At 27.6% G+C, this 21,486-nt stretch carries 19 protein-coding genes; 16 read left to right on the top strand and 3 right to left on the bottom strand.

Going from position 1 to position 21,486, the window contains the following annotated elements:
* Positions 1 to 78: 78 nt before the first annotated feature.
* The 9 genes from tig (at position 79) to ABDZ60_RS14995 (ending at position 10,224) form a co-directional block, all read left to right on the top strand.
* Positions 79 to 1,362, top strand: coding sequence for a trigger factor (tig, locus tag ABDZ60_RS15035; RefSeq protein ID WP_343779139.1), 1,284 nt, complete (start codon positions 79 to 81; stop codon positions 1,360 to 1,362).
* A gap of 261 nt (positions 1,363 to 1,623) precedes the next feature.
* On the top strand, positions 1,624 to 2,226 hold the full coding sequence (gene clpP / locus ABDZ60_RS15030) for an ATP-dependent Clp endopeptidase proteolytic subunit ClpP (protein WP_016206219.1): 603 nt from the start codon (positions 1,624 to 1,626) through the stop codon (positions 2,224 to 2,226).
* Positions 2,227 to 2,255: 29 nt separating this feature from the next.
* On the top strand, positions 2,256 to 3,551 hold the full coding sequence (clpX, locus tag ABDZ60_RS15025; RefSeq protein WP_343779137.1) for an ATP-dependent Clp protease ATP-binding subunit ClpX: 1,296 nt from the start codon (positions 2,256 to 2,258) through the stop codon (positions 3,549 to 3,551).
* A gap of 335 nt (positions 3,552 to 3,886) precedes the next feature.
* Positions 3,887 to 5,560 carry an ATP-dependent protease LonB gene (lonB, locus tag ABDZ60_RS15020; protein WP_016206217.1) on the top strand — a complete coding sequence of 558 codons (1,674 nt, stop codon included), beginning with the start codon at positions 3,887 to 3,889 and terminating at the stop codon, positions 5,558 to 5,560.
* A gap of 317 nt (positions 5,561 to 5,877) precedes the next feature.
* Positions 5,878 to 8,208: an endopeptidase La gene (gene lon / locus ABDZ60_RS15015; protein WP_047000950.1), complete on the top strand. Its 2,331-nt coding sequence runs from the start codon at positions 5,878 to 5,880 to the stop codon at positions 8,206 to 8,208.
* Complete coding sequence (yihA, locus tag ABDZ60_RS15010) at positions 8,204 to 8,806, top strand: ribosome biogenesis GTP-binding protein YihA/YsxC (protein WP_040436484.1); 603 nt, start codon at positions 8,204 to 8,206, stop codon at positions 8,804 to 8,806. Before lon ends, yihA begins: the two co-directional genes overlap by 5 nt.
* A gap of 152 nt (positions 8,807 to 8,958) precedes the next feature.
* A complete protein-coding gene (locus tag ABDZ60_RS15005) occupies positions 8,959 to 9,324 on the top strand; it encodes a hypothetical protein (RefSeq protein ID WP_016206214.1) in 366 nt (121 codons plus the stop codon).
* Positions 9,325 to 9,349: 25 nt separating this feature from the next.
* The gene (locus tag ABDZ60_RS15000) at positions 9,350 to 9,595 is read left to right on the top strand and encodes a hypothetical protein (protein WP_016206213.1); all 246 of its coding nucleotides are present in this window, start codon (positions 9,350 to 9,352) and stop codon (positions 9,593 to 9,595) included.
* A gap of 107 nt (positions 9,596 to 9,702) precedes the next feature.
* The gene (locus tag ABDZ60_RS14995; protein WP_047000951.1) at positions 9,703 to 10,224 is read left to right on the top strand and encodes a hypothetical protein; all 522 of its coding nucleotides are present in this window, start codon (positions 9,703 to 9,705) and stop codon (positions 10,222 to 10,224) included.
* Positions 10,225 to 10,402: 178 nt separating this feature from the next.
* Here the strand turns inward: ABDZ60_RS14995 and ABDZ60_RS14990 are convergent, their stop codons facing one another.
* Together ABDZ60_RS14990 and perR are read right to left on the bottom strand one after the other, a co-directional pair.
* Positions 10,403 to 11,332 carry a hypothetical protein gene (locus ABDZ60_RS14990; RefSeq protein WP_016206211.1) on the bottom strand — a complete coding sequence of 310 codons (930 nt, stop codon included), beginning with the start codon at positions 11,330 to 11,332 and terminating at the stop codon, positions 10,403 to 10,405.
* A gap of 92 nt (positions 11,333 to 11,424) precedes the next feature.
* Entirely contained in the window at positions 11,425 to 11,832 is a 408-nt protein-coding gene (gene perR / locus ABDZ60_RS14985; protein ID WP_016206210.1) for a transcriptional regulator PerR, read from the bottom strand.
* A 360-nt stretch (positions 11,833 to 12,192) separates the two neighbouring features.
* Between perR and ABDZ60_RS14980 the strand changes: the two genes are divergently transcribed.
* From ABDZ60_RS14980 to ABDZ60_RS14970, 3 genes are all read left to right on the top strand, one after another.
* The gene (locus ABDZ60_RS14980) at positions 12,193 to 12,525 is read left to right on the top strand and encodes a hypothetical protein (RefSeq protein WP_016206209.1); all 333 of its coding nucleotides are present in this window, start codon (positions 12,193 to 12,195) and stop codon (positions 12,523 to 12,525) included.
* 164 nt (positions 12,526 to 12,689) lie between these two features.
* On the top strand, positions 12,690 to 13,892 hold the full coding sequence (locus tag ABDZ60_RS14975) for an EAL and HDOD domain-containing protein (RefSeq protein ID WP_343779132.1): 1,203 nt from the start codon (positions 12,690 to 12,692) through the stop codon (positions 13,890 to 13,892).
* A gap of 115 nt (positions 13,893 to 14,007) precedes the next feature.
* Positions 14,008 to 14,217 (top strand): hypothetical protein, encoded by a 210-nt coding sequence (locus ABDZ60_RS14970; RefSeq protein ID WP_016206207.1) that lies wholly within the window; start codon positions 14,008 to 14,010, stop codon positions 14,215 to 14,217.
* Positions 14,218 to 14,247: 30 nt separating this feature from the next.
* Here the strand turns inward: ABDZ60_RS14970 and ABDZ60_RS14965 are convergent, their stop codons facing one another.
* A complete protein-coding gene (locus tag ABDZ60_RS14965; RefSeq protein WP_047000954.1) occupies positions 14,248 to 15,714 on the bottom strand; it encodes a nicotinate phosphoribosyltransferase in 1,467 nt (488 codons plus the stop codon).
* A gap of 189 nt (positions 15,715 to 15,903) precedes the next feature.
* Here ABDZ60_RS14965 and ABDZ60_RS14960 point away from each other — a divergent pair, with 189 nt between their 5' ends.
* From ABDZ60_RS14960 to ABDZ60_RS14945, 4 genes are all read left to right on the top strand, one after another.
* Entirely contained in the window at positions 15,904 to 17,895 is a 1,992-nt protein-coding gene (locus ABDZ60_RS14960; RefSeq protein ID WP_343779129.1) for an ATP-dependent helicase, read from the top strand.
* 63 nt (positions 17,896 to 17,958) lie between these two features.
* On the top strand, positions 17,959 to 18,120 hold the full coding sequence (locus ABDZ60_RS14955) for a DUF6019 family protein (RefSeq protein WP_156174305.1): 162 nt from the start codon (positions 17,959 to 17,961) through the stop codon (positions 18,118 to 18,120).
* A 39-nt stretch (positions 18,121 to 18,159) separates the two neighbouring features.
* Positions 18,160 to 20,169 carry a cell division protein FtsA gene (locus ABDZ60_RS14950; protein ID WP_343779125.1) on the top strand — a complete coding sequence of 670 codons (2,010 nt, stop codon included), beginning with the start codon at positions 18,160 to 18,162 and terminating at the stop codon, positions 20,167 to 20,169.
* A 120-nt stretch (positions 20,170 to 20,289) separates the two neighbouring features.
* Positions 20,290 to 21,480 carry a M20 metallopeptidase family protein gene (locus tag ABDZ60_RS14945; protein WP_343779123.1) on the top strand — a complete coding sequence of 397 codons (1,191 nt, stop codon included), beginning with the start codon at positions 20,290 to 20,292 and terminating at the stop codon, positions 21,478 to 21,480.
* The last annotated feature ends 6 nt before the right edge of the window (positions 21,481 to 21,486 follow it).

Raw genomic sequence — 21,486 nt, 5'->3', positions numbered from 1 at the left:
ATTTGATATTATATGGTATAATAACCTAGTTATATCAATTATGATAGAATCGTACTATTTTAGGAGGAAGAGTATACAATGGAAGCTAAAATGGAAAAAATAGAGAAAAACGTTATTAAGTTTGAAGTAAAGGTTGAAGCTGGAGAATTTCAAGAGGCTATAAAGAGAGCTTACAATAAAAATGTTAAGAATTTCAATGTGCCAGGATTCAGAAAAGGAAAAGTTCCTATGGCTATAGTAAAAAAATATTATGGAATAGGAGTTCTAATTGAGGATGCAGTTAATTTTGCAATAGACTCATCATATTCAAAGGCATTAGAAGAAAATAATATAGTTCCTGTTGATTATCCAAAGGTAGATGTAATAACAGCAGAAGAAGGAAAAGATTTTATATATACTGCAGAAGTTACAGTTTATCCAGAGGTAGAATTAGGAGAATATAAAGGTTTAAAAGTAGAGAAGCCATCTTATGAAGTTACAGAAGATGCAATAAATGAAAAATTAAAAGAAATGCAACAAAAAAATGCTAGAATTGAAACTAAAGAAGCTGGAGAAGTAGCTACAGGAGATACAGTAGTTATAGATTTTAAAGGATTTATTGACGATGTAGCATTTGAAGGTGGAGAAGGAAAAGATTATTCACTTGAAATAGGATCAGGTTCATTTATAGATACTTTTGAAGACCAATTAGTTGGATCTAAGGTTGGAGACGAAGTAGAAGTTAATGTTACTTTCCCTGAAAACTATGGTAGAGAAGAATTAAATAATAAAAAAGCAAGATTTGAAGTTTTAGTAAAAGAAATAAAAATAAAAGAATTACCAGAAATAGATGATGAATTTGCAAATGAAGTATCAGAATTTGATACATTAGCAGAATTAAAAGAAGACATAACAAAGAAATTAGAAGAAACTAACAAGAACAGAGAAGAAAGAGAACATGAAGATGCAATAATAAAAGCTGTTGTTGAAAATGCAAAAGTTGAAATTCCTGCTGTTATGGTAGAAAAAGAAATAGATACAATGGTAAAGAATTTAGAACAAAGACTTCAATATCAAGGATTAAACCTAGAACAATATTTCCAATTTACTGGAACTGATGAAGCGAAAATGAGAGAATATATGAAAGAGAATGCTGAAGTTAAGGTAAAGACAGATTTAGTTTTAGAAGCTATAGAAAAAGCTGAAAATATAGATGTAACAGAAGAAGAATTAAAGGAAAAAGCTAAAGAAGTTGCAAAAATGTATTCAGCAGAAGAAGATGAAAAGCTAGTTGATTTATTATTAAATGGTCAAAGAGCAGCGCTTGTATCTGATGTTAAAGTAGCAAAAACTATAACATTCTTAGTTGAAAATAATAAATAATATATAAAAAATAATTGCCAGAATAAAATTCTGGCAATTATTTCAAATATTCATTAACAAAATAAATAAAATCTTATATAATTTAATATATATATATTTCAATTAATAATATAAATCATTACAGTTTTATAAAATTAATAAACCTATTGAATGAAATAGTAAAATTGAAAGCATATATTTTTAATTTTTTATATAATTAGTTTTTACTAATATGGATATATTATAAAAGAAGGTAGAAAATAGAGAAGGAGGGAATAAGAAATGAGTTTAGTTCCTATGGTTGTAGAGCAAACTAGCAGAGGAGAAAGATCTTACGATATTTTTTCAAGATTATTAAAAGATAGAATAATTATGTTAAGTGGAGAAATTGATGATAATACTTCAAATTTAGTAGTATCTCAACTACTATTTTTAGAAAGTGAAGATCCTGATAAGGATATTTATATTTACATAAATAGTCCAGGAGGGTCAATAACAGCAGGAATGGCTATTTATGATACAATGCAATATATTAAACCAGATGTATCTACTATATGCATAGGCATGGCAGCATCAATGGGATCATTTTTACTTTCATCTGGAGCAAAAGGAAAAAGATTTGCGTTACCAAATAGTGAAATTATGATTCATCAACCTCTAGGTGGTTTCAAAGGTCAAGCAACAGACTTTGATATACACGCAAAGAGAATATTAAAAATAAAAGAATCTTTAAATAAAATATTAAGTGAAAATACTAATCAGCCTCTTGATAAAATCAAAGCAGATGTTGAAAGAGATTATTTTATGTCAGCAGAAGAAGCTATGAATTATGGGTTAGTGGATAAGGTGATTACTAAAAATGATAAAGGTAGCAACGAAATATAGTTCTATCTTAACCTAAGCGAGGTGAATTTATGGCTAAATACGATGATAAGAAACAATTGAAATGTTCTTTCTGTGGAAAGAATCAAGAACAAGTAAAAAGATTAATAGCTGGACCAGGCGTATATATATGTGATGAGTGTATAGACTTATGTTCTGAAATAATAGCAGATGAGTTTGAAGAAGGCATAGAATTAGATACAACAAGTGTACCTAAACCAAATGAAATTAAAAATTATTTAGATCAATACGTAATTGGTCAGGAGAAAGCTAAAAAATCATTATCTGTTGCGGTTTATAATCATTATAAGAGAATAAACTCTAATTTAATGGATGATGATATAGAACTACAAAAGAGTAATATTCTTTTATTAGGTCCTACAGGTTCTGGTAAAACACTTTTAGCACAAACATTAGCTAAGTTTTTAAATGTTCCATTTGCTATTGCAGATGCAACTACACTAACGGAAGCTGGATATGTAGGGGAAGACGTAGAAAATATCCTATTAAAATTAATCCAAAACGCTGACTATGACATAGAAAGAGCAGAAAAAGGAATAATATATATAGATGAAATAGATAAAATTGCTAGAAAATCTGAAAATCCATCTATTACTAGGGATGTTTCTGGAGAAGGAGTTCAACAAGCATTATTAAAGATACTTGAAGGAACTACTGCCTCAGTACCGCCACAAGGAGGTAGAAAACATCCTCATCAAGAATTCTTACAAATAGATACATCTAATATCTTATTTATTTGTGGTGGAGCATTTGATGGAGTAGATAAAATAATAGAAAAGAGAACAGAAAAAAGTTCTATAGGATTTGGAGCAAATATAACATCTAAGCATACTAAAGATATTGGTAAATTACTTAAGGATATAATGCCAGGGGATTTATTAAAATTTGGACTTATACCAGAGTTTGTTGGTAGATTGCCAGTTGTAGTAACTTTAGAATCATTAGATAATGATGCTTTAGTTAATATATTAACTGAGCCAAAGAATGCTTTAGTTAAACAATATAGAAAGCTTTTTGAAATAGATAATGTAGAGCTAGAATTTACTGGTGAAGCATTAAAAGCAATTGCTGATGAAGCTATAGAAAGAAAAACTGGAGCTAGAGGATTAAGGTCTATAGTAGAAGAAATGATGACTGATGTTATGTTTGAAATTCCTTCTGATGAAACAATTTCAAAAATTGTTATAAATGAAGACTGCATAAAATCTAAAAAAAGCCCAGAAATTATAAGGTTATCTGAAGGTGAGGTAAGACCTCAATTAAAGGCTAAGAAAACCAAAAAAAGAAAAGGTATAGAAACAGCTTAATATAAGAACATCTTATTGTTATATTTAACAGTGAGATGTTCTTTTTATTCTTTAGGAAATTATAAAAAGTTTATGATGTGTATAACTATTTATGATTTCTTCCTTCAGCTGGCAAAAGGTCATATATAAGTTTACGTTGACTTGGAGTGAACCGACGGAATAAGAAAATTTACATATGACCTTTTTTATATTAAATTGGAAAAACAATATGTATAAGAAAAATCATGGTAATTATCCCTTTTTTTATAGAATATTAACTTATGATTAAGTTAATAATATGTATATAACTAAAAGAAGGGAGGGTGCATTACTTTTAAAAAGTTAATGCAAATTTTATGACTGAAATCTTAGTAATATTGCAAATAACAACTATGTTACTGTTTATATATTATATGGTCAATAATAATAAAGGTCATAGTAGCAATAAGGTTGTTATAGAAAAAGAAAATATAAAAGAAATGGATAAATTAAATAGGATGCGAAGCATTCAATTAACACAACCATTAACAGAAAAGAGTAGACCTACTAAATTTCAAGAAATAATTGGTCAAGAAGATGGGATAAAGGCATTAAAAGCAGCACTGTGCGGCCCAAATCCTCAACATGTTATAATATATGGTCCACCAGGTATTGGAAAAACAGCAGCGGCTAGATTAGTTTTGGAAGAAGCTAAAAAAATGGAAAAGTCTCCATTTAAAAAGGATGCAAAGTTTATAGAAATAGATGCAACAACAATAAGATTTGATGAAAGAGGTATAGCTGATCCATTAATAGGATCAGTACATGACCCTATTTATCAAGGAGCAGGATCTCTAGGAGTAGCAGGAATACCACAACCGAAACCAGGAGCTGTAACAAAAGCCCATGGAGGAATTTTATTTATGGATGAAATAGGAGAACTTCATCCAATAGAATTAAATAAACTTCTTAAGGTATTAGAAGATAGAAAAGTATTTTTAGACAGTTCTTATTACAGCAGTGAGAATCCAAATATGCCAGATTATATTAAAGAAATATTTGATAATGGCCTTCCAGCAGATTTTAGACTAATAGGAGCAACAACAAGAAGTCCAGAAGAGATAGTTCCAGCTATACGATCAAGATGTGTAGAAATTTTCTTTAGATCTCTTGAACAGGAAGAAATAAGAGTTATAGCAAAAAATGCAGCAAATAAAATAGGATTGGAAATTGATGAAGAATGCTTAAATTTGATTTCTAAATATTGTACAAATGGTAGAGATGTTGTAAATTTAATACAACTTTCATCAGGAGTAGCAATAAATGAAGATAGAAATGATATAAATATAGACGATATACAATGGGTTATAGAAAATGGTAACTATACACAAATTCCAGATAAAAAAATTAGAAATAAATCTCAAGTTGGAGTAGTTAATGGATTGGCAGTACATGGAGCCAATATAGGTATATTAATGGAAATAGAGGTAACTGCAAAAAAAGTAACCCATAGAATAGGCAATTTAAAAGTTACAGGGATAGTTGAGGAAGAAGAAATAAGTAGTAATAATAGGAAAGTAAAAAGGAAAAGTACTGCATACTCATCAATACAAAATGTATTTACAGTGTTAAATAATATTTTTAACTTAGAATGTGAAAATTATGATATACATATAAATATTCCAGGAGGAATGCCGGTTGATGGCCCATCAGCAGGAGTAACAATAGCGACAGCTATATATAGCGCTATAAATAAAGTTAAGGTAAATAGTAAAGTTGCGATGACAGGAGAAATAAGTCTGTTAGGGGAAGTAAATCCGATTGGAGGAGTTAGTGCCAAAATAAATGCAGCTCAAAAAGCAGGAGCGACAAAGGTTATTATACCTACAGATAACTGGAAAGAGAGCTTTAAAAATATAGAAGGAATAAAAGTTATTCCTGTTAAAACTTTAAATGAAGTAATAGAAAATGCTATATTAGAAGATGTAGTTGTAGATGATATAGTAGTTAGTAATAATATGGATGTATTATCAGCAAAAGGAGAAGAATAAAAAGGAATCTGCTATAAAAGGCAGATTCTTTTTCACTTACTATTTGAAGTAGCAATAAAATGTAATTTTTTATATAACTTATTATGTTTTTTAGGTAAGCTTATTGTTAAAAATCTATTAACAGTATTGTCCATTGATAAATTTAAATTATGTATTATAATAATATATACATGATAATAATGAGCATATGATAATAAATATTAGCTATTTGTTATAAAGTTATGATATAATGATTGATAAATTAAAATAGATTGAAAAATTATAATTTTATGTGTATACTATAAAAGTTACATAATGATATAAGGAGGATGGGAATAATGAGTGATATATTAATGACTCTACCTTTGATTCCTCTAAGGGGAATTAGCATTTTCCCTAATATGATAATACATTTTGATGTAGGAAGAGAAAAGTCTAAAGCAGCTATTGAAGCGGCAATGGAAAATCAAACAAATATATTCCTAGCAACTCAAAAGGATTATGAAATAGAGGAACCAGAAATTAATGATATTTACGATATAGGAACTATATGTAAAGTTAAACAAATAATAAAATTACCAAATAATATAATTAGAGTATTAGTCGAAGGATTAGACAGAGGAAGAATAACTAGCTTAGATAATAGTGAAGATTATTTCAAAGTTTCTGTAGAAAAAATAGAAGAACCTTCAAATGAAGAATATGAAGATATTGAAGCTTATATTAATTCATTAAGAAAAAGTTTTAGTAGATATATTAAGGCTTCAGGAAATATGAAAAGCAACATCATGTCTATATTCGATACTATAGTAAACTACAGTGAATTAATAGATGTAGTTGCATCTTATGTAATTGTAGATGAGGATAAGAAACAAGAAATATTACAAGAAGTAGACTGTATAAAAAGAATAGAAAAACTACTTATTATAATAGAAAATGAAATAGATATAATAAATGTAGAAAAGAAAATAGGCAAAAAGCTTAGAGAAAGTGTTGATAAATCTCAAAGAGAATACTATATAAGAGAACAAATAAAGGTTCTTCAAGAGGAAATTGGAGAATATGATGAAGATAAAAAAGAAATTTCTAAGTATGAAGAAAGAATAAAAAAATCTAAATTACCAAAGCATGTTAAGGAAAAAGCAGAAAGTGAATTATCTAGATTAAAATCTGTATCAGGGCAAGGTTCTGAAAGTAATGTGATAAGAAATTATTTAGACTGGATACTTGATATACCTTGGAGTAAATCAACAAAGGATAATTTTGATATCAAAAATGCAGAGAAAATACTTAATGATGAGCATTATGGCTTAGAAGAAGTAAAGGAAAGAATAATAGAATATTTAGCTGTTAAACAATATACTAATACTTTAAAGGGACCTATATTATGTTTAGTTGGTCCACCAGGGGTTGGTAAAACTTCAATAGCTAAATCAATAGCTAATGCAACAAATAGAAAATATGCAAGAATGTCCTTAGGTGGAGTAAGAGATGAGGCAGAAATAAGAGGTCATAGGAAAACCTATGTTGGAGCTATACCTGGAAGATTAGCATATGTTTTAAAGGAAGCTAAAGTAAACAATCCTCTTGTTTTATTAGATGAAATAGATAAATTAGGATCAGATCATAGAGGTAATGTTTCTGATGCACTTCTAGAAGTTTTAGATAGTGAACAAAACAATACATTTAGAGATCATTATTTAGAATTAGATATGGATTTATCTAAAATATTATTTATAACAACTGCTAATTCACTAGATACAATACCAACACCACTTTTAGATAGGATGGAAATCATAGAAGTATCTGGATATACTTATGAAGAAAAATATAATATAGCAAAAGATCATCTTATACCTAAATTATTAAAGGAACATAAGTTAACCAATGAACAATTCAAAATATCAGAAAGTGCTATAAAAGAAATTATTAACTCTTATACTAGAGAAGCTGGAGTAAGAAGCTTAGAGAGAGTCTTAGGAAAGTTAATAAGAAAAGTACTTACAGAAATGATGAGAGATAATAAAAAATCTATATCAATATCTGCTAATAGAATAGAAAAGTATTTAGGAAATAAAATTTATACTTTTGATGTAAAAGAAAAAGAAGATAGAATAGGTGTAGTAAAAGGAATGGCATGGACAGCTGCTGGCGGAGATACACTGCCGGTTGAATCCGTAATTATGAAGGGAACTGGAAAGCTAATTCTTACAGGTCAATTAGGAGATGTTATGCAAGAATCAGCTAAGATTGCCTTTGGATTTGTAAGAGCTAATGCAAGTAAATATGGAATTGAAGAAGAATTCTATAAAAATACAGATATTCATATACATTTTCCAGAAGGAGCTATAAAGAAAGATGGACCTTCAGCTGGTGTAACTATAATTACATCTATTATATCAGCATTAACAAAGAAAAAAGTAAGAAGTAATGTTGCTATGACTGGAGAGGTAACATTAACAGGTACAGTTCTTGCAATAGGTGGATTAAAGGAAAAGTCAATAGCAGCATTTAGAGCTGGTATTGATACTATAATAATTCCAAAGGAAAATGAGAAGGATATTATTAAGATTCCATCTACAGTGAAGAGTAAGCTTAATATCATTGCAGTTAATCATGTCAATGAAGTATTAAATAAAGCTATAATTGGAGTTGAAAATATTGATTAAAATTATAAATTCAGATTTTGTTATATCTGCAGTTAAAAGAGAACAATATCCGATAACTGGATTGCCAGAGGTTGCGTTTGTAGGACGCTCTAATGTTGGTAAAAGCTCTATAATTAATGCTATAACTAATAGAAAAAAACTTGCTAAAGTTAGTCAGACACCTGGAAAAACAAGGTTAATTAATTTTTTTATCATAAATGGAGATAAATTTTATTTAGTTGATTTGCCTGGATATGGATATGCCAAAGTCTCAAAGACTGAAAAAGCAAGTTGGGGTAATACTATAGAAACTTACTTAAATAATAGAGAACAGTTAAAGAGAGTAGTACTTTTAGTTGACTCTAGACATAAACCAACAGCAGATGATATACAAATGCATGAATGGATTAAATTTTATGGGTATGATGAAGTAGTTATAGCAACTAAAAGTGATAAACTGTCTAATAATGAATTAAGAAAAAGTGAAAAAGTAATAAGAGAAACATTGAATTTATCAAATGAAGATAAATTATATTTCTTCTCATCAGTGAATAAAAAAGGGAAAGATGAGTTAATAGATAATCTTTTTGGCTCTATAATTGAAGAAAAAGAAGAATAATTAAGGAAGAACTTAAAGTATTAAAGCTTTAAGTTCTTTTTTATTTGTTAAAAATTTAAAATATTACAATAAAAAACAGTGGCAATTATTATTCGAGAGAATAGTATATACTATAAAAACAAAAAACTAAAAATCCCAAGGAGGAGTAAGTTATGGAAATGAATGAAATTCTAAATGGTCTAAATTCATACGGTGCTAACGATGGAATTGCACCTCAATGTCCACCACAAGGCATACAAGGTTTCAACAATAACTGTGGAAACAATTGTGGATTTGGAAGCTGGATCTGGATTCTTTTAATACTATTTTATAGTGGAGGATTTGGCGCTAGAAATAATAGATGTTGCTGTAGAAAAGAAAGAAAACATGATTGCTGCTGCGACGATTACGGATATGGCGGATATGGAACTGGAAACTGTTCATCTTATCTATTCCTATTAGTAATTCTATTCCTATGCAATGGCTGCTCTGGTTCCGGTAATATCGGAAACGGAAATCTATTTGGCGGATGCTGCTAGTTTAAATTAGAAAGGAGAGATAATCATGTCAAAGAAACATTCTCACAAAAAAGACTACTATGATGATTGCTGTTGCTGTGAACCAGTACCATGCTGTGGAGCTGGAAATGCATTTAATGGAATAAATAGTTGTATTACACCAATAATATTCTTATTAATAGCATGTGGTTCAGGTGTTTTAAATAACAATTGCTCATATCTAATAATTTTATTATTCTTACTATGTGGAGGCTCTTTCGGAAACCTATTTGGTGGAGAAGGCTGTTGTTAGTATAGAGGATGGAGGGCTATGCCCTCCAAAAAAATGTCTTAAATTATAAACACATTAGCTCTTTTTACATATAATAAATCAAAGGAAATATAATAGGAGGAACCTAAATGTCAAGGAAAAAGCGTAGGCATAAAGGAGAGAGAGTAGTCAATGAAAACTCTAACAATAGAACAAATAATGCTCCTTTTGGTATAAATCCAGCTCAACTTATGAGTATGTTAGGTGGTAATATGGATATGAGTCAAATTGGAAGTATGCTTTCATCTATGAAGATGGATGGTTTAGATTTGAATAATTTTAATTTGGGGAATTTTAATAATAATCATCAAGAAAATAATGTAAATCCCGGTAATAGAAATATATTTGATTTAGGAGCTTTGCAGGGAATGATGAATAATTTAGGTTTAGGGAACTTTAACTTTAACAATAACTCTCCTCAGTATTCAAATTTAACTAATGAAAATAATTTAAACATATCTGATGATGATATAGATAGCATAGATAATGAAGTACTATATGATGACGAAAACATACAAATGCTAATCGCTATTAAAAGTATAGTTGACCCGAAGAAGGCTGCGTTTATAGAAAGAATTATAGAAGCATATAATAAGGGTGATTTCAAATAATACTCTTATGTAAAGTTTAATAAATATATTTTTTAATGTATAAAAGAAGAACCATAAGCAAAGAATAATAATGTACCGGAGAAGTATTCTCCTATAGCAAACGTAGAGAAATCTTCGTTTAAGCTAAACCCCCCCATCCCCCTTTTAGGCCGCTATTAGCGGCCTTTTGATTTTAAACTTATATTTTCTTTATCGAAGATATTTTGAGAGAAGTATACCCATCATATTTAACAGTTAAATAAAGTAATAATTCCTTTGATGGAGTAGAATCATGTACACTTTTGGTATTCTCAAAAGATAAAGTCCAATTCATTCCTAAAATATTTCCATCTTTATCCCATTCAAAATCTGTAAAATATCCATTTTGAAATGAATATCTAGTATTATCTTTATCTAGGCCCCATAAAATTGCTAGTTCATTACTATCAATGTCTGAAGTGAAAATATTTGGAGCTTCTGATAATTCATATGGAGCCTCAATAATATCTATAAAGCTTTGAATAACAGAAAGACCTTGAACTTTTGGTTTTGAAAATGTTATATCTTTTATCTTATCTTCAAAAAAAATATATCCTTTAGTAGAACCATCACCTTTACTAGAAGATAAAGATAATAATTTAGGAGTCTTGTTATTATTAGAGTCTAATATTCCAACTATATTATCATTAGATGTGAAGGTATTTATAAACTTATCACCATTCCATGAGAATATATAATTTATAGGAGTTTTATCTTTAGATAATCTAACAATAATTTCAGGAATATTATTTCTTGATATATCCAAAACATCTATTTTTATTGGCCATTTAGTAACTGAATCTCCAAGCAATGCTAAGTTATCTTTACTAGTTAATGAATAAGTTTCATCCTTACTTTTTATATTTATTATGTAGCTATTATTTTCCTTAGATACTTCTATCTCGTCTTTTTCACCATCACCATCAAAATCAAAAGATATATTATTTTTAGAATTTACAGGAGTAAAAGCCTCAATATATTGATCTTTTGTAAAGAAAAAGTAAATTGATGAAATAAATACAAAAAGTATAAGTAATGATACTATATAAGATAATATAGAGTTTTTCTTTATAATAATGAATTTTGACATATAATCACCTCAATTTATTATATGAAATTCATTAGTGATTAATTCAACATAAATAAAAAGCTAGAAATTAAATGAAATTCCTAGCTTTTTGTTTATTGACAATCTTTACATAGTCCATAAAAAAATATTCTATTTGATAGAACCTTATATTCTGAGCACTCCTCAGCAGTACGATTAAGAGTTGTAAATGATATATTTTGTAAATCAGATACCTTACTACAGTTTATACATTGGATATGAGCATGTTCATGTGAATTAGCATCATATCTAAAATTACCTTCTCCAACATTAATTTCTTGAACTAAGCCAACTTCTACTAAAGTCTTTAATGCTTTATAAACTGTAGCTAAACTCATAGTAGGGTATTCAGGTTGAAGTGCTTTATATATAATTTCTGCAGAAGGATGTTCATTTGTACTCATTAAATATTTGTAAACTGCTAATCTTTGAGGAGTAAGTTTTAATTTCTTTTCTCTGAAGATAGAAGTTATATTCTCCATAATACACCATCCTTTTATATTGTTTATATAATTATATAATACTCTATATTATATGTCAATGTATGTTTTTTAGTAATTAATTCTATTGAATAATCAATATTAATTATTAAGGTATTTAGTTGTTTAATTATTTTATAGTATTTACATTTAGTAGTAAAATTTTCTTTTAAGTATTGTAATTATAAATTTAATATGTTAATATAATAATGTGGTTGTTAATTAATTAACAAACTCTAAGATTTAAATTAATACACATAGCATAATAATATCACAAAAATTAGTAATAATATATATATAGTTAAAAATAATAATCTATATAATTACAATAATGTAATTATATATTTATAAGGAGGAAATAAAATGGCAAAATATAAAGTTGGAGATGAATTAATTGTAATAAGCGATCCTTCAGAGGAAAAAGAAAAGTTAAGAGAACTAACATACCTTACAACAGATGGAGATTACGCACAAATATCATGGGGTTTAAAAATTATTAAAGTTGAATATGATAAACCATATGTAACTTTAACATATAGAAATGTTGATGGTGAAATAAATAAGGTATTTGCTGAATGTAGAGATATAGAAAACTTTGATCAGGAAAAGGTACTAGAAAAAGCTCTTTTAAAAGCATTCACAAATGAAATAATAAATATTTCAGTAGTTAAAAATAACACTCATTGTAAATTATAAAGAGGGGTAATTACTTTCTAATGTTCATTAATTATAGCATTAAAAAGTAATTCCTTCTTTTTTTATTGTATAAAGACGTATAAAAATTAAAATTTTATGATTTCCTTTTAAATTATATATAACTATTATATAATGATTATAAATTATGTATTGAGGATGAGAAAATGGATATTTTTATAGCTAGACAAGGAATATATAATAAAGAGGAAAAAGTAGTAGCTTATGAATTATTATATAGAAACTCATTAAATAATATTTTTGATGACTCTATAGAAGAAGAAATAGCCACATATAAAGTTATAGAAAACATATCATCTTTTGGATTAGATATTTTAACTGATAATAGAAAAGCTTTTGTAAATTTTTCAGAAAAATTAATAAAGAAGAATATTGCAACATTATTACCAAAAGATAAGGTAGTAATTGAGGTATTAGAAACTGTAAATCCATCTAAAGAAATAATAGATAGATTAAAGTTTCTAAAGGAAGTTGGATATAATATAGCTTTAGATGATGTAGTGGAAGAAGAACATATTATAAATTTTAAAGATGTTATAGATATAGTAAAGGTTGATTTTTTACTTTCATCTAAAGAATCAAGGAAACAAATAGCTAATATTTGCAAAAACTTTAATATTGAAATGTTAGCAGAGAAAATAGAGACATTAGAAGATTTAAAAGAAGCACAGGATTTAGGTTATGATTATTATCAAGGCTACTATTATAGTAAACCATCTATATTTTTAGGGAAAGATATCTCTATTAAAAATAGTAGTATTTTTTCACTTTTAGTTGAGCTTATAAGAGAAGATTATGATTTAGATAAAGTAGAATATATAATAAAAACAGATATTGCATTAACATATAAATTTTTAAGATTCATAAATTCAGCATACTTTAATTTTTTATATGAGATAAAATCTATAAAGCAAGCTATTATATTGATAGGTCGAGAAGAACTTAGAAAATGGCTATCAATATTATCTGTTGTTGAAATATCATCAGGTAAAAGTGAAGAGTATGCTAAAAACATAATTATAAGAGCTAAATTTTGTGAAGAAATAGCATCCATATGTAATGAAGATGCATCATCAGCTTTTATGGTAGGTTTATTTTCTAATTTACACCTTATGATAGAAAAAGATGTAGAATATTTAGTAGAAAATTTACCTGTTAATATGAAAATAAAAAAAGCACTACTTGGAGAAGATAATATTTTTAGAAATATATTAGAATTATCTTTAGCTTATGAAATGGTTGATAATGAAAATATAACAAGAAAATGTAATAAATTAAAAGTTGATAAAGGGTCATTATGGAATTCATATTGTAAAGCTATTGAATGGAGTAAAAATATAGGGAATTAAGTCGATATTTATTTTACAGAAATAGGCATGAAATGCTTTATTTTAACAAAAATATATAATATAATATAAGAAAATTGTGATTTCGTTTTCACATATGGGTATTGGGGGGAGAATCATGAGCAAATGTCCATTTTGGTCAACTAATAATGAAAAGATAAGTTGTTATAATGCATGTCCTATGCATTCAGAAGATAGTACATGTCCGTTTAAGGAATTTTTATCTTCAAGTAATAAAGTAGCATTTGTTGATAATGTGGATGAAGACTTATTTTATTCACAAGATAGGTATATAAATTATTCAGATGAAAAAGTTATTAATTATTAAATTTTAATAGGAGTTGTCTTATGACAACTCCTATTTTATGCATTTATGCAGTAAGTCTTGCTTTAATGTCCATAATTCTTGAGATAAATCAACATAATAAGTATGTGGATTTTCAAATCTCAATATTTCAGGCCACATTTTAGTACTTTGATTTTTAGAAAATTCTTTTATTTCTAAAACAGAAGGACTGTCATAAACTTGCTGACCTTTATCAAAAATTTTAACCATCAGATCTTTAACATAAAAATTAGTTACTAATTTTCTTTTCCAAGTTTCTATAGGATGGAAAATCTCAAGAGGCATTGATTCATCAATTATTTCATGATTTAAAGCGATAATATCGGCTATTGCATTGTGAGTTTCCTTATCATAAATTCTATATATCTTTTTAAAGCCTGGATTAGTAATTTTTTCTGTATTTTCACTTATTTTTATCTTAGGAACTATTTTATCATTATTTTCAACAGCTACTAATTTATAAACTCCTCCAAAAACTGGTTCAGATTTTGCAGTTATTAATCTTTCACCAACACCAAAGGAATCTATACAAGCACCTTGATTTAAGACATCTCTAATAATATGCTCATCTAATGAGTTAGACACAATTATTTTACAATCAGAATAACCAGCAGCATCTAAAAGCTTTCTGCATTTTTTAGTTAAATATGCTATATCACCTGAATCAATTCTAATTCCTTTAGGTCTCTTACCCATAGGCTTTAATACATCATTAAATACTTTGATAGCATTAGGAATTCCTGATTTTAAAACATTATATGTATCAACAAGAAGTGAACAATTATCAGGATAAACCTCTGCCCAAGCTTTAAAGGCTTCATATTCTGTATCAAATAATTGAACCCAACTATGAGCCATTGTACCAACAGCTGGAACATCAAAGTATTTGTCCGCAATAGTACAAGCTGTTGAATCACATCCACCGATTATTGAAGCTCTAGCTCCATAAATAGCCCCATCGTACCCTTGAGCTCTACGAGAGCCAAATTCCATGACTGTTCTACCAGCTGCGGCTCTACAAATTCTATTAGCTTTAGTTGCAATAAGAGTTTGATGATTTATTGTAAGTAAAATCATTGTCTCTATAAATTGAGCTTGAACAACTGGCCCTCTAACCATAACTAATGGTTGATTTGGAAAAACAAAATTTCCCTCTGGAATAGCCCATACGTCACATTTAAATTCGAAGTTTTCTAAGTAATTTAGAAATTCTTCTGAAAATAAATTTTTGTTTCTTAAGTAATCTATATCAGATTCTGTGAATTTCAAATTGTTTAAATATTGAATTAGTTGATCAACTCCAGCCATTATACAATAGCCTCCGCCATCTGGAACTCTTCTAAAATACATATCAAAATATGCTATTTTATTTTGAATTTCTTTATTAAAGTATCCATTTGCCATTGTTAGTTCATAAAAATCAACTAACATAGTAAGATTACGTTCATTAGTAACATCAAATCTAATTAAGTTTTCCATGTTTTTCTCCCTTATTTGTTCAATTAAAAATCTTGAGATTTTTCTCCTTTAATTATTAATAATTAATTATGAATTATTTTGTTTCACAAAATTAAATATATTAAATATATTGTACATCTAGAGATAAATTATTACAATATAGATATTTATAGCATAAAAAAGACAATAATACATAAAAAAGGAGCAATTATGAAAATTTATTTAGATAACTATCAAAAGGAAGCTGTATATATAAAAGAAAATAATGTGTTAGTGGTTGCAGCACCAGGTTCAGGAAAAACAACAGTTATAATTAATAGAGTAAATCATTTGGTAACCAATTTAAAAGTAAAATTAGGCAACATAGTGGTAATAACATTTACAAGAGCTGCTGCGGACAATATGAGAAATAGATATAAAAATATTTTTAATAGAGAAATTGCACCTTTTTTTGGAACATTCCATGGTTTGTTTTATAAGATTCTTTTAAGGGAAGGATTTAATATTTCTATAATTGAAGGTGGTATAGCTCATAGAATAATTAAATCTACTTTAAATAAATATTCTGATGAAGTAAGTGAAGATAAAATAAAGGAAGCTTTGAATAATATATCTTTCTTCAAAACTTCTCTTAAGAATATAGAAGAATTTAAAGCAACAATGGCAAAAGATATTTTTATTGAGTGTTTAGAAAAATATGAAGATTATAAATCAAAAAATGGGCTTTGGGATTTTGATGATTTATCAATCAAAGTTGTAAATTTATTAAATGATAATACAGAAATTTTAAGTAAGTATCAAACAATGTTTAAATATATATTAGTAGATGAATTTCAAGATTGTGATGAATTACAAATTAAGTTTTTAAAAATGTTAAATAAAAATAACTCTTTGTTTGCAGTTGGAGATGAGGATCAATGTATATATAGTTTTAGAGGGTCAAGACCAGAATATATGGTTAGCTTTAGTGAAATTTTTGAACATGCTAAAAAAATATATTTATCTACTAATTATAGAAGCAATAATAATATAGTAGAAGTATCAAAGGAAATAATCAAGAATAATAAAAGTAGAAACAATAAATTAATAAAAGCAAATAAGGATTCAGTGGGGGTAATAAATTTTAGAACACCTTATGATGAAAGAAATCAAGGTGAAGACATAGCAAATATAATAGAAAAATCAATAGAAAATCTAAGTGATAATGCTATATTATATAGAACTAATATGGAAGCTAGAAGTATAATTGATACTTTCACCAGAAGAAGAATTCCATTTATCCTTTTAGATAAGGGATATAACTTCTTTGAGCATTTTATATGTAAGGATATTTTGTCTTACCTAAGACTTTCAATAGATATAAACAGTAAAGAAAATTTTTTATCAATAATAAATAAGCCTTTCAGATATGTAAGCAAAGCCAATTTAGAATATATAAAAAGTTCTATTGAATACAAATCACCTTTTGATATTTTAATAGAAAAAAGGGATACACCACCATATCAAGCAAAAAAATTAGATGAATTAAAAAGAGACATACTTTATCTTAATAAAATTTCACTTTCTGGTGCAATACAGTATATAATTTCAGAATTAAATTATATAGATTATCTAAAAGATTATGGTGAACGATATAATCAAAGTATAGAAGAATTAGAAGACATAGTAGAAGAATTCAAAGTGGCAGCAGATGGGTTAAAAACAATAGTAGAATTATTATCTCATGTAGAAAGAGTAAAAGAAAAGATAGAGGAAAGTAAAGAGGTGCAAGATGGAGTAATTTTGAGCACAATACATGGGGTTAAGGGAATGGAATTTAAAAATGTTTTTATAATTAATTCAACAGAAGAAATAATTCCACATAAATCATCAATGGAAGAAAATATAGAGGAAGAAAGAAGATTATTTTACGTTGCAGTAACTAGGGCCATAGATAACTTATATATATTTTCTCCCAAAACACAAAAGGGGAAATTTAAGGATATTTCTAGGTTCGTTTTAGAAGGTGGATTAAAAAGTATAAATTCAAATAATGATTATGGAATAAAGATGAATGATATTATTCATCATAAAAGTTATGGTAATGGAAAAGTATTGTCAATAGATGACGATGTAATTAAAATAGATTTCGGGGATTGTGTGAGTAAAAGTTTTTCTCTAAGGGTTTTAATAGAGAATAATATTATTATAATGAAGAACTAAGTGTTCACTATTATGCAGGGAAGTTGTATAATTTTATTATGGTAATTAAAGGGGGATTTGTAATTGGTTTATATCTTAATAGGAATAGTAGTAGTTGTTGTACTATATTTTGTTATAACATTTGCTGTAGAAAGTGGAGTTTATTATGCATTAATTAAATTTGAGAGAACTAGAAAAAAAGAGGATAGCATAGTAATTGATAATAAAAAGGATGATGATTTTTAAATATAATGATTATTATATTAAATTATGAGGTGTTAGCAAATGAATAATATAAATTTAAAGAATATTAAATTTGCACTTGATGTAGGAACAAGATCTATTATCGGTAGTGTAGGTTTGATAGAAAATGACAAGTTTAAAGTTATATGTGAGAAGTATTTAGAACATGAAGAAAGAGCAATGGTAGATGGACAGATTCATGATATAAATTTAGTGGCCAAGGGCGTAAAAAAAATAGTAGATGATATAGAAGATGAAATAGATATTAAATTAGAAAATGTATCTATAGCAGCAGCGGGAAGGTTTTTGAAAACTATAAATTCACAAGGTACAATGGAATTAGATTCTGAGGAAGAAATATCTAAAGAAGATGTAAGAAAACTAGAAATGTTAGCTTTAAAAGAAGCTGAGAATGAAATAAATAAGACTACTGATGGAAAGCTATATTGTGTTGGATATTCAGTTAAAAATTATTATTTAAATGGATTTATTATATCTAATTTAATAGGACATAAAGGAGAGAAAGCAGCGGTTGAAGTAATAGCAACATTTTTACCAAGGTCAGTTGTAGATTCTTTATATACAGTTATGAAAAAGGTAGGGCTAAGAGTAAGCAATTTAACATTAGAACCAATTGCTGCTATTGAGGCTGTAGTTCCTAAGAAATTAAGACTTTTAAATATAGCCTTAGTAGATATTGGAGCAGGGACATCAGATATAGCAATAAGTTCTAAAGAGAGCATATCTTCATATGGCATGGTTCCACAAGCTGGTGATGAAGTTACTGAGGCAATAGTGCAAGAATGTTTAGTCGATTTTAATACTGCTGAATACATAAAAAGAAATATTGAGTTGAAAGATGAAATAACATATACAGATATACTTGGGTTAGAGAACACAATTAAATCAGAGAATATAATGAAAAGTATAAGACCTGTAGTTAAAAAAATTGCTGAAGGAATATCAGCAAAAATAATTGAACTTAATGCAAATAAATCTCCAAGTGCATTATTTCTAGTAGGTGGAGGGGCACATACTCCTTGGATAATAGAAGAGCTTAGTGAAAACTTAAATATGCCGATTCAAAGAATTGCTATAAAAGATAGAAGTGCTGTTGTTGAATGTATCAGTAATAATAACCTAGGATCAGAAGGGGTAACAGTTCTTGGAATAGCATTAACTGCATTAAAAAATGGAGGAAATGATTTCATTGATGTAGTTTTAAATGGAGTTCCGATAAGCATGTTCAATTCACATGAGCATACAATTATGGATGTTATAATTCAAGCAGGAATAAATCCAAGTATGCTAATAGGAAAAAATGGTAAGAATTTAAAATATAAGTTAAATGGTATAAAAAGAATAGCATTTGGGGAAAAAGGAAGAAATCCAATAATAAAGCTTAATGGCAAATTAGAAAGTATAGATAAAAAAGTTAAGGCGGGAGATACTATAGAAATAGAATATGCAATTTCAGGTAAAGATGCCAAGGCAAAGATATCAGAACAAATAAAAGAATTCAATAGTATAGGTATATATATAAATAATAAATTAATTAATTTAGAGCCAATTATATTTGCCAATAATACTGTTGTAGATTTTGAATATTATATAAATGAGGACGATGACATAAATATAGTATTCCCAAAATCAATTAAGGATATAAAAGAATATATAATAAAAGAAGACGTTATTATTGAAAGCAATAGAATAAAACTATCAGATGATTATACAGTTAGCGAAGGGGATAAGTTAATCACATATAGTAATATTAAAGAAACTGAAATTTTAGAATCATTAGAAATTAAAGAAGTATTTAAGGAAAGTACTTTAAAGGAAAATAAGCCAAATAATGAAATTAAAGTAACATTTAATAATAAATTAATAACACTTAGTGGACAAAAAGACTATATATTTGTGGATATCTTTAATTATGCTAATTTTGATTTAAAAGAAGCAAAAGGAATAATAAATTTATTACTTAACGGAAATAAAACTGGATATACAGAAAAGTTAAAAGATGGGGATAATATCGAAGTTTTTTGGAGTTAAATTATATTTAAATAAATGAATTTGCAAGGGATACTAGGGGATAAGAATTAATGATGATAAATATTAATTAAATATTATTGTTAATTGTTAATTGTTAATTGTATAAAGGGGGCTGTTAATATGAATTTTAAAAATGAAGCAATAAGCATAAAAAATGAATTAGTAAAAATAAGAAGAGTATTACATGAACATCCTGAACTAGGAATGGAAGAGTATGAAACATCTAAATTTATTAAGAGATTTTTAAAGAATGAAAGAATAGAATTTAAAGAAGTTTCTAAAACAGGAATATGTGGAATAATAAGAGGAACTAAACAAAATGATGAAGGTATTGAAAAAACAATAGCCTTAAGAGGGGACATAGATGGATTACCAATATTAGATAAAAAGGTATGTGATTATTCATCGAAAGTTAAAGGAAAAATGCATGCATGTGGGCATGATGCACATACAACTATATTACTTGGAGCTGCTAAGATTTTAAATAGAAACAAGCATTTATTTTCTGGAAATATAAAATTATTATTTGAACCAGCAGAAGAAACTATAGGTGGAGCAAGGTTCATGATAAGTGAAGGTGTTCTTGAAAATCCAAGAGTAGATTGTGTATGTGGGCTTCATGTAGAAGAAACATTGGAGTGCGGAACTATAATGTTAAAACATGGAGTAGTTAATGCAGCATCTAATCCATTTACAATAACAATTAAAGGAGCAGGAGGACATGGAGCCTATCCACATACAACAGTAGATCCAGTAGTTATAGCAAGTCATGTTGTATTAGCCTTGCAAACTATAGTAAGTAGAGAAATTAATACAGCAAATCCAGCAGTTATAACAGTAGGAAGCATACATGGGGGAACAGCTCAAAATATAATACCTGAGGAAGTTCAAATAAGTGGAATAATAAGAACTATGAGTAAAGAGGATAGAGCTTTTGCAAAGGAAAGATTAAATCAAATTGTTAAAGGAATATGTGAGTCATCTAGAGCGACTGCTGAAATAGAGATAGAAGAATCCTATCCAAATTTATATAATGACGATTATATGGTGGACTTATTTAAAATTGGAGCTGAAAAAATTATAGGAAAAGAAAATGTTTTACTACAAAAGAATCCTAAAATGGGAGTAGAAAGCTTTGCTTATTTTGCAAATGAAAGACCTTCAGTATTCTATTTCTTAGGTTCAGGAAATAAAAGTAAGAATATAATTTATCCAGCTCATAGTAGTTTATTTGACATAGATGAAGACTGTTTGCCTTTGGGTGTAGCAATGCAGTGTCAAATGGTATTTGAATATTTGACAAGAAGCTAATTTAAT

Source organism: Clostridium sartagoforme (genome assembly GCF_039521405.1).
GTDB classification, from domain to species: Bacteria; Bacillota; Clostridia; order Clostridiales; family Clostridiaceae; genus Clostridium; species Clostridium sartagoforme.
This window is presented reverse-complemented; position numbering and strand designations above follow the sequence as displayed.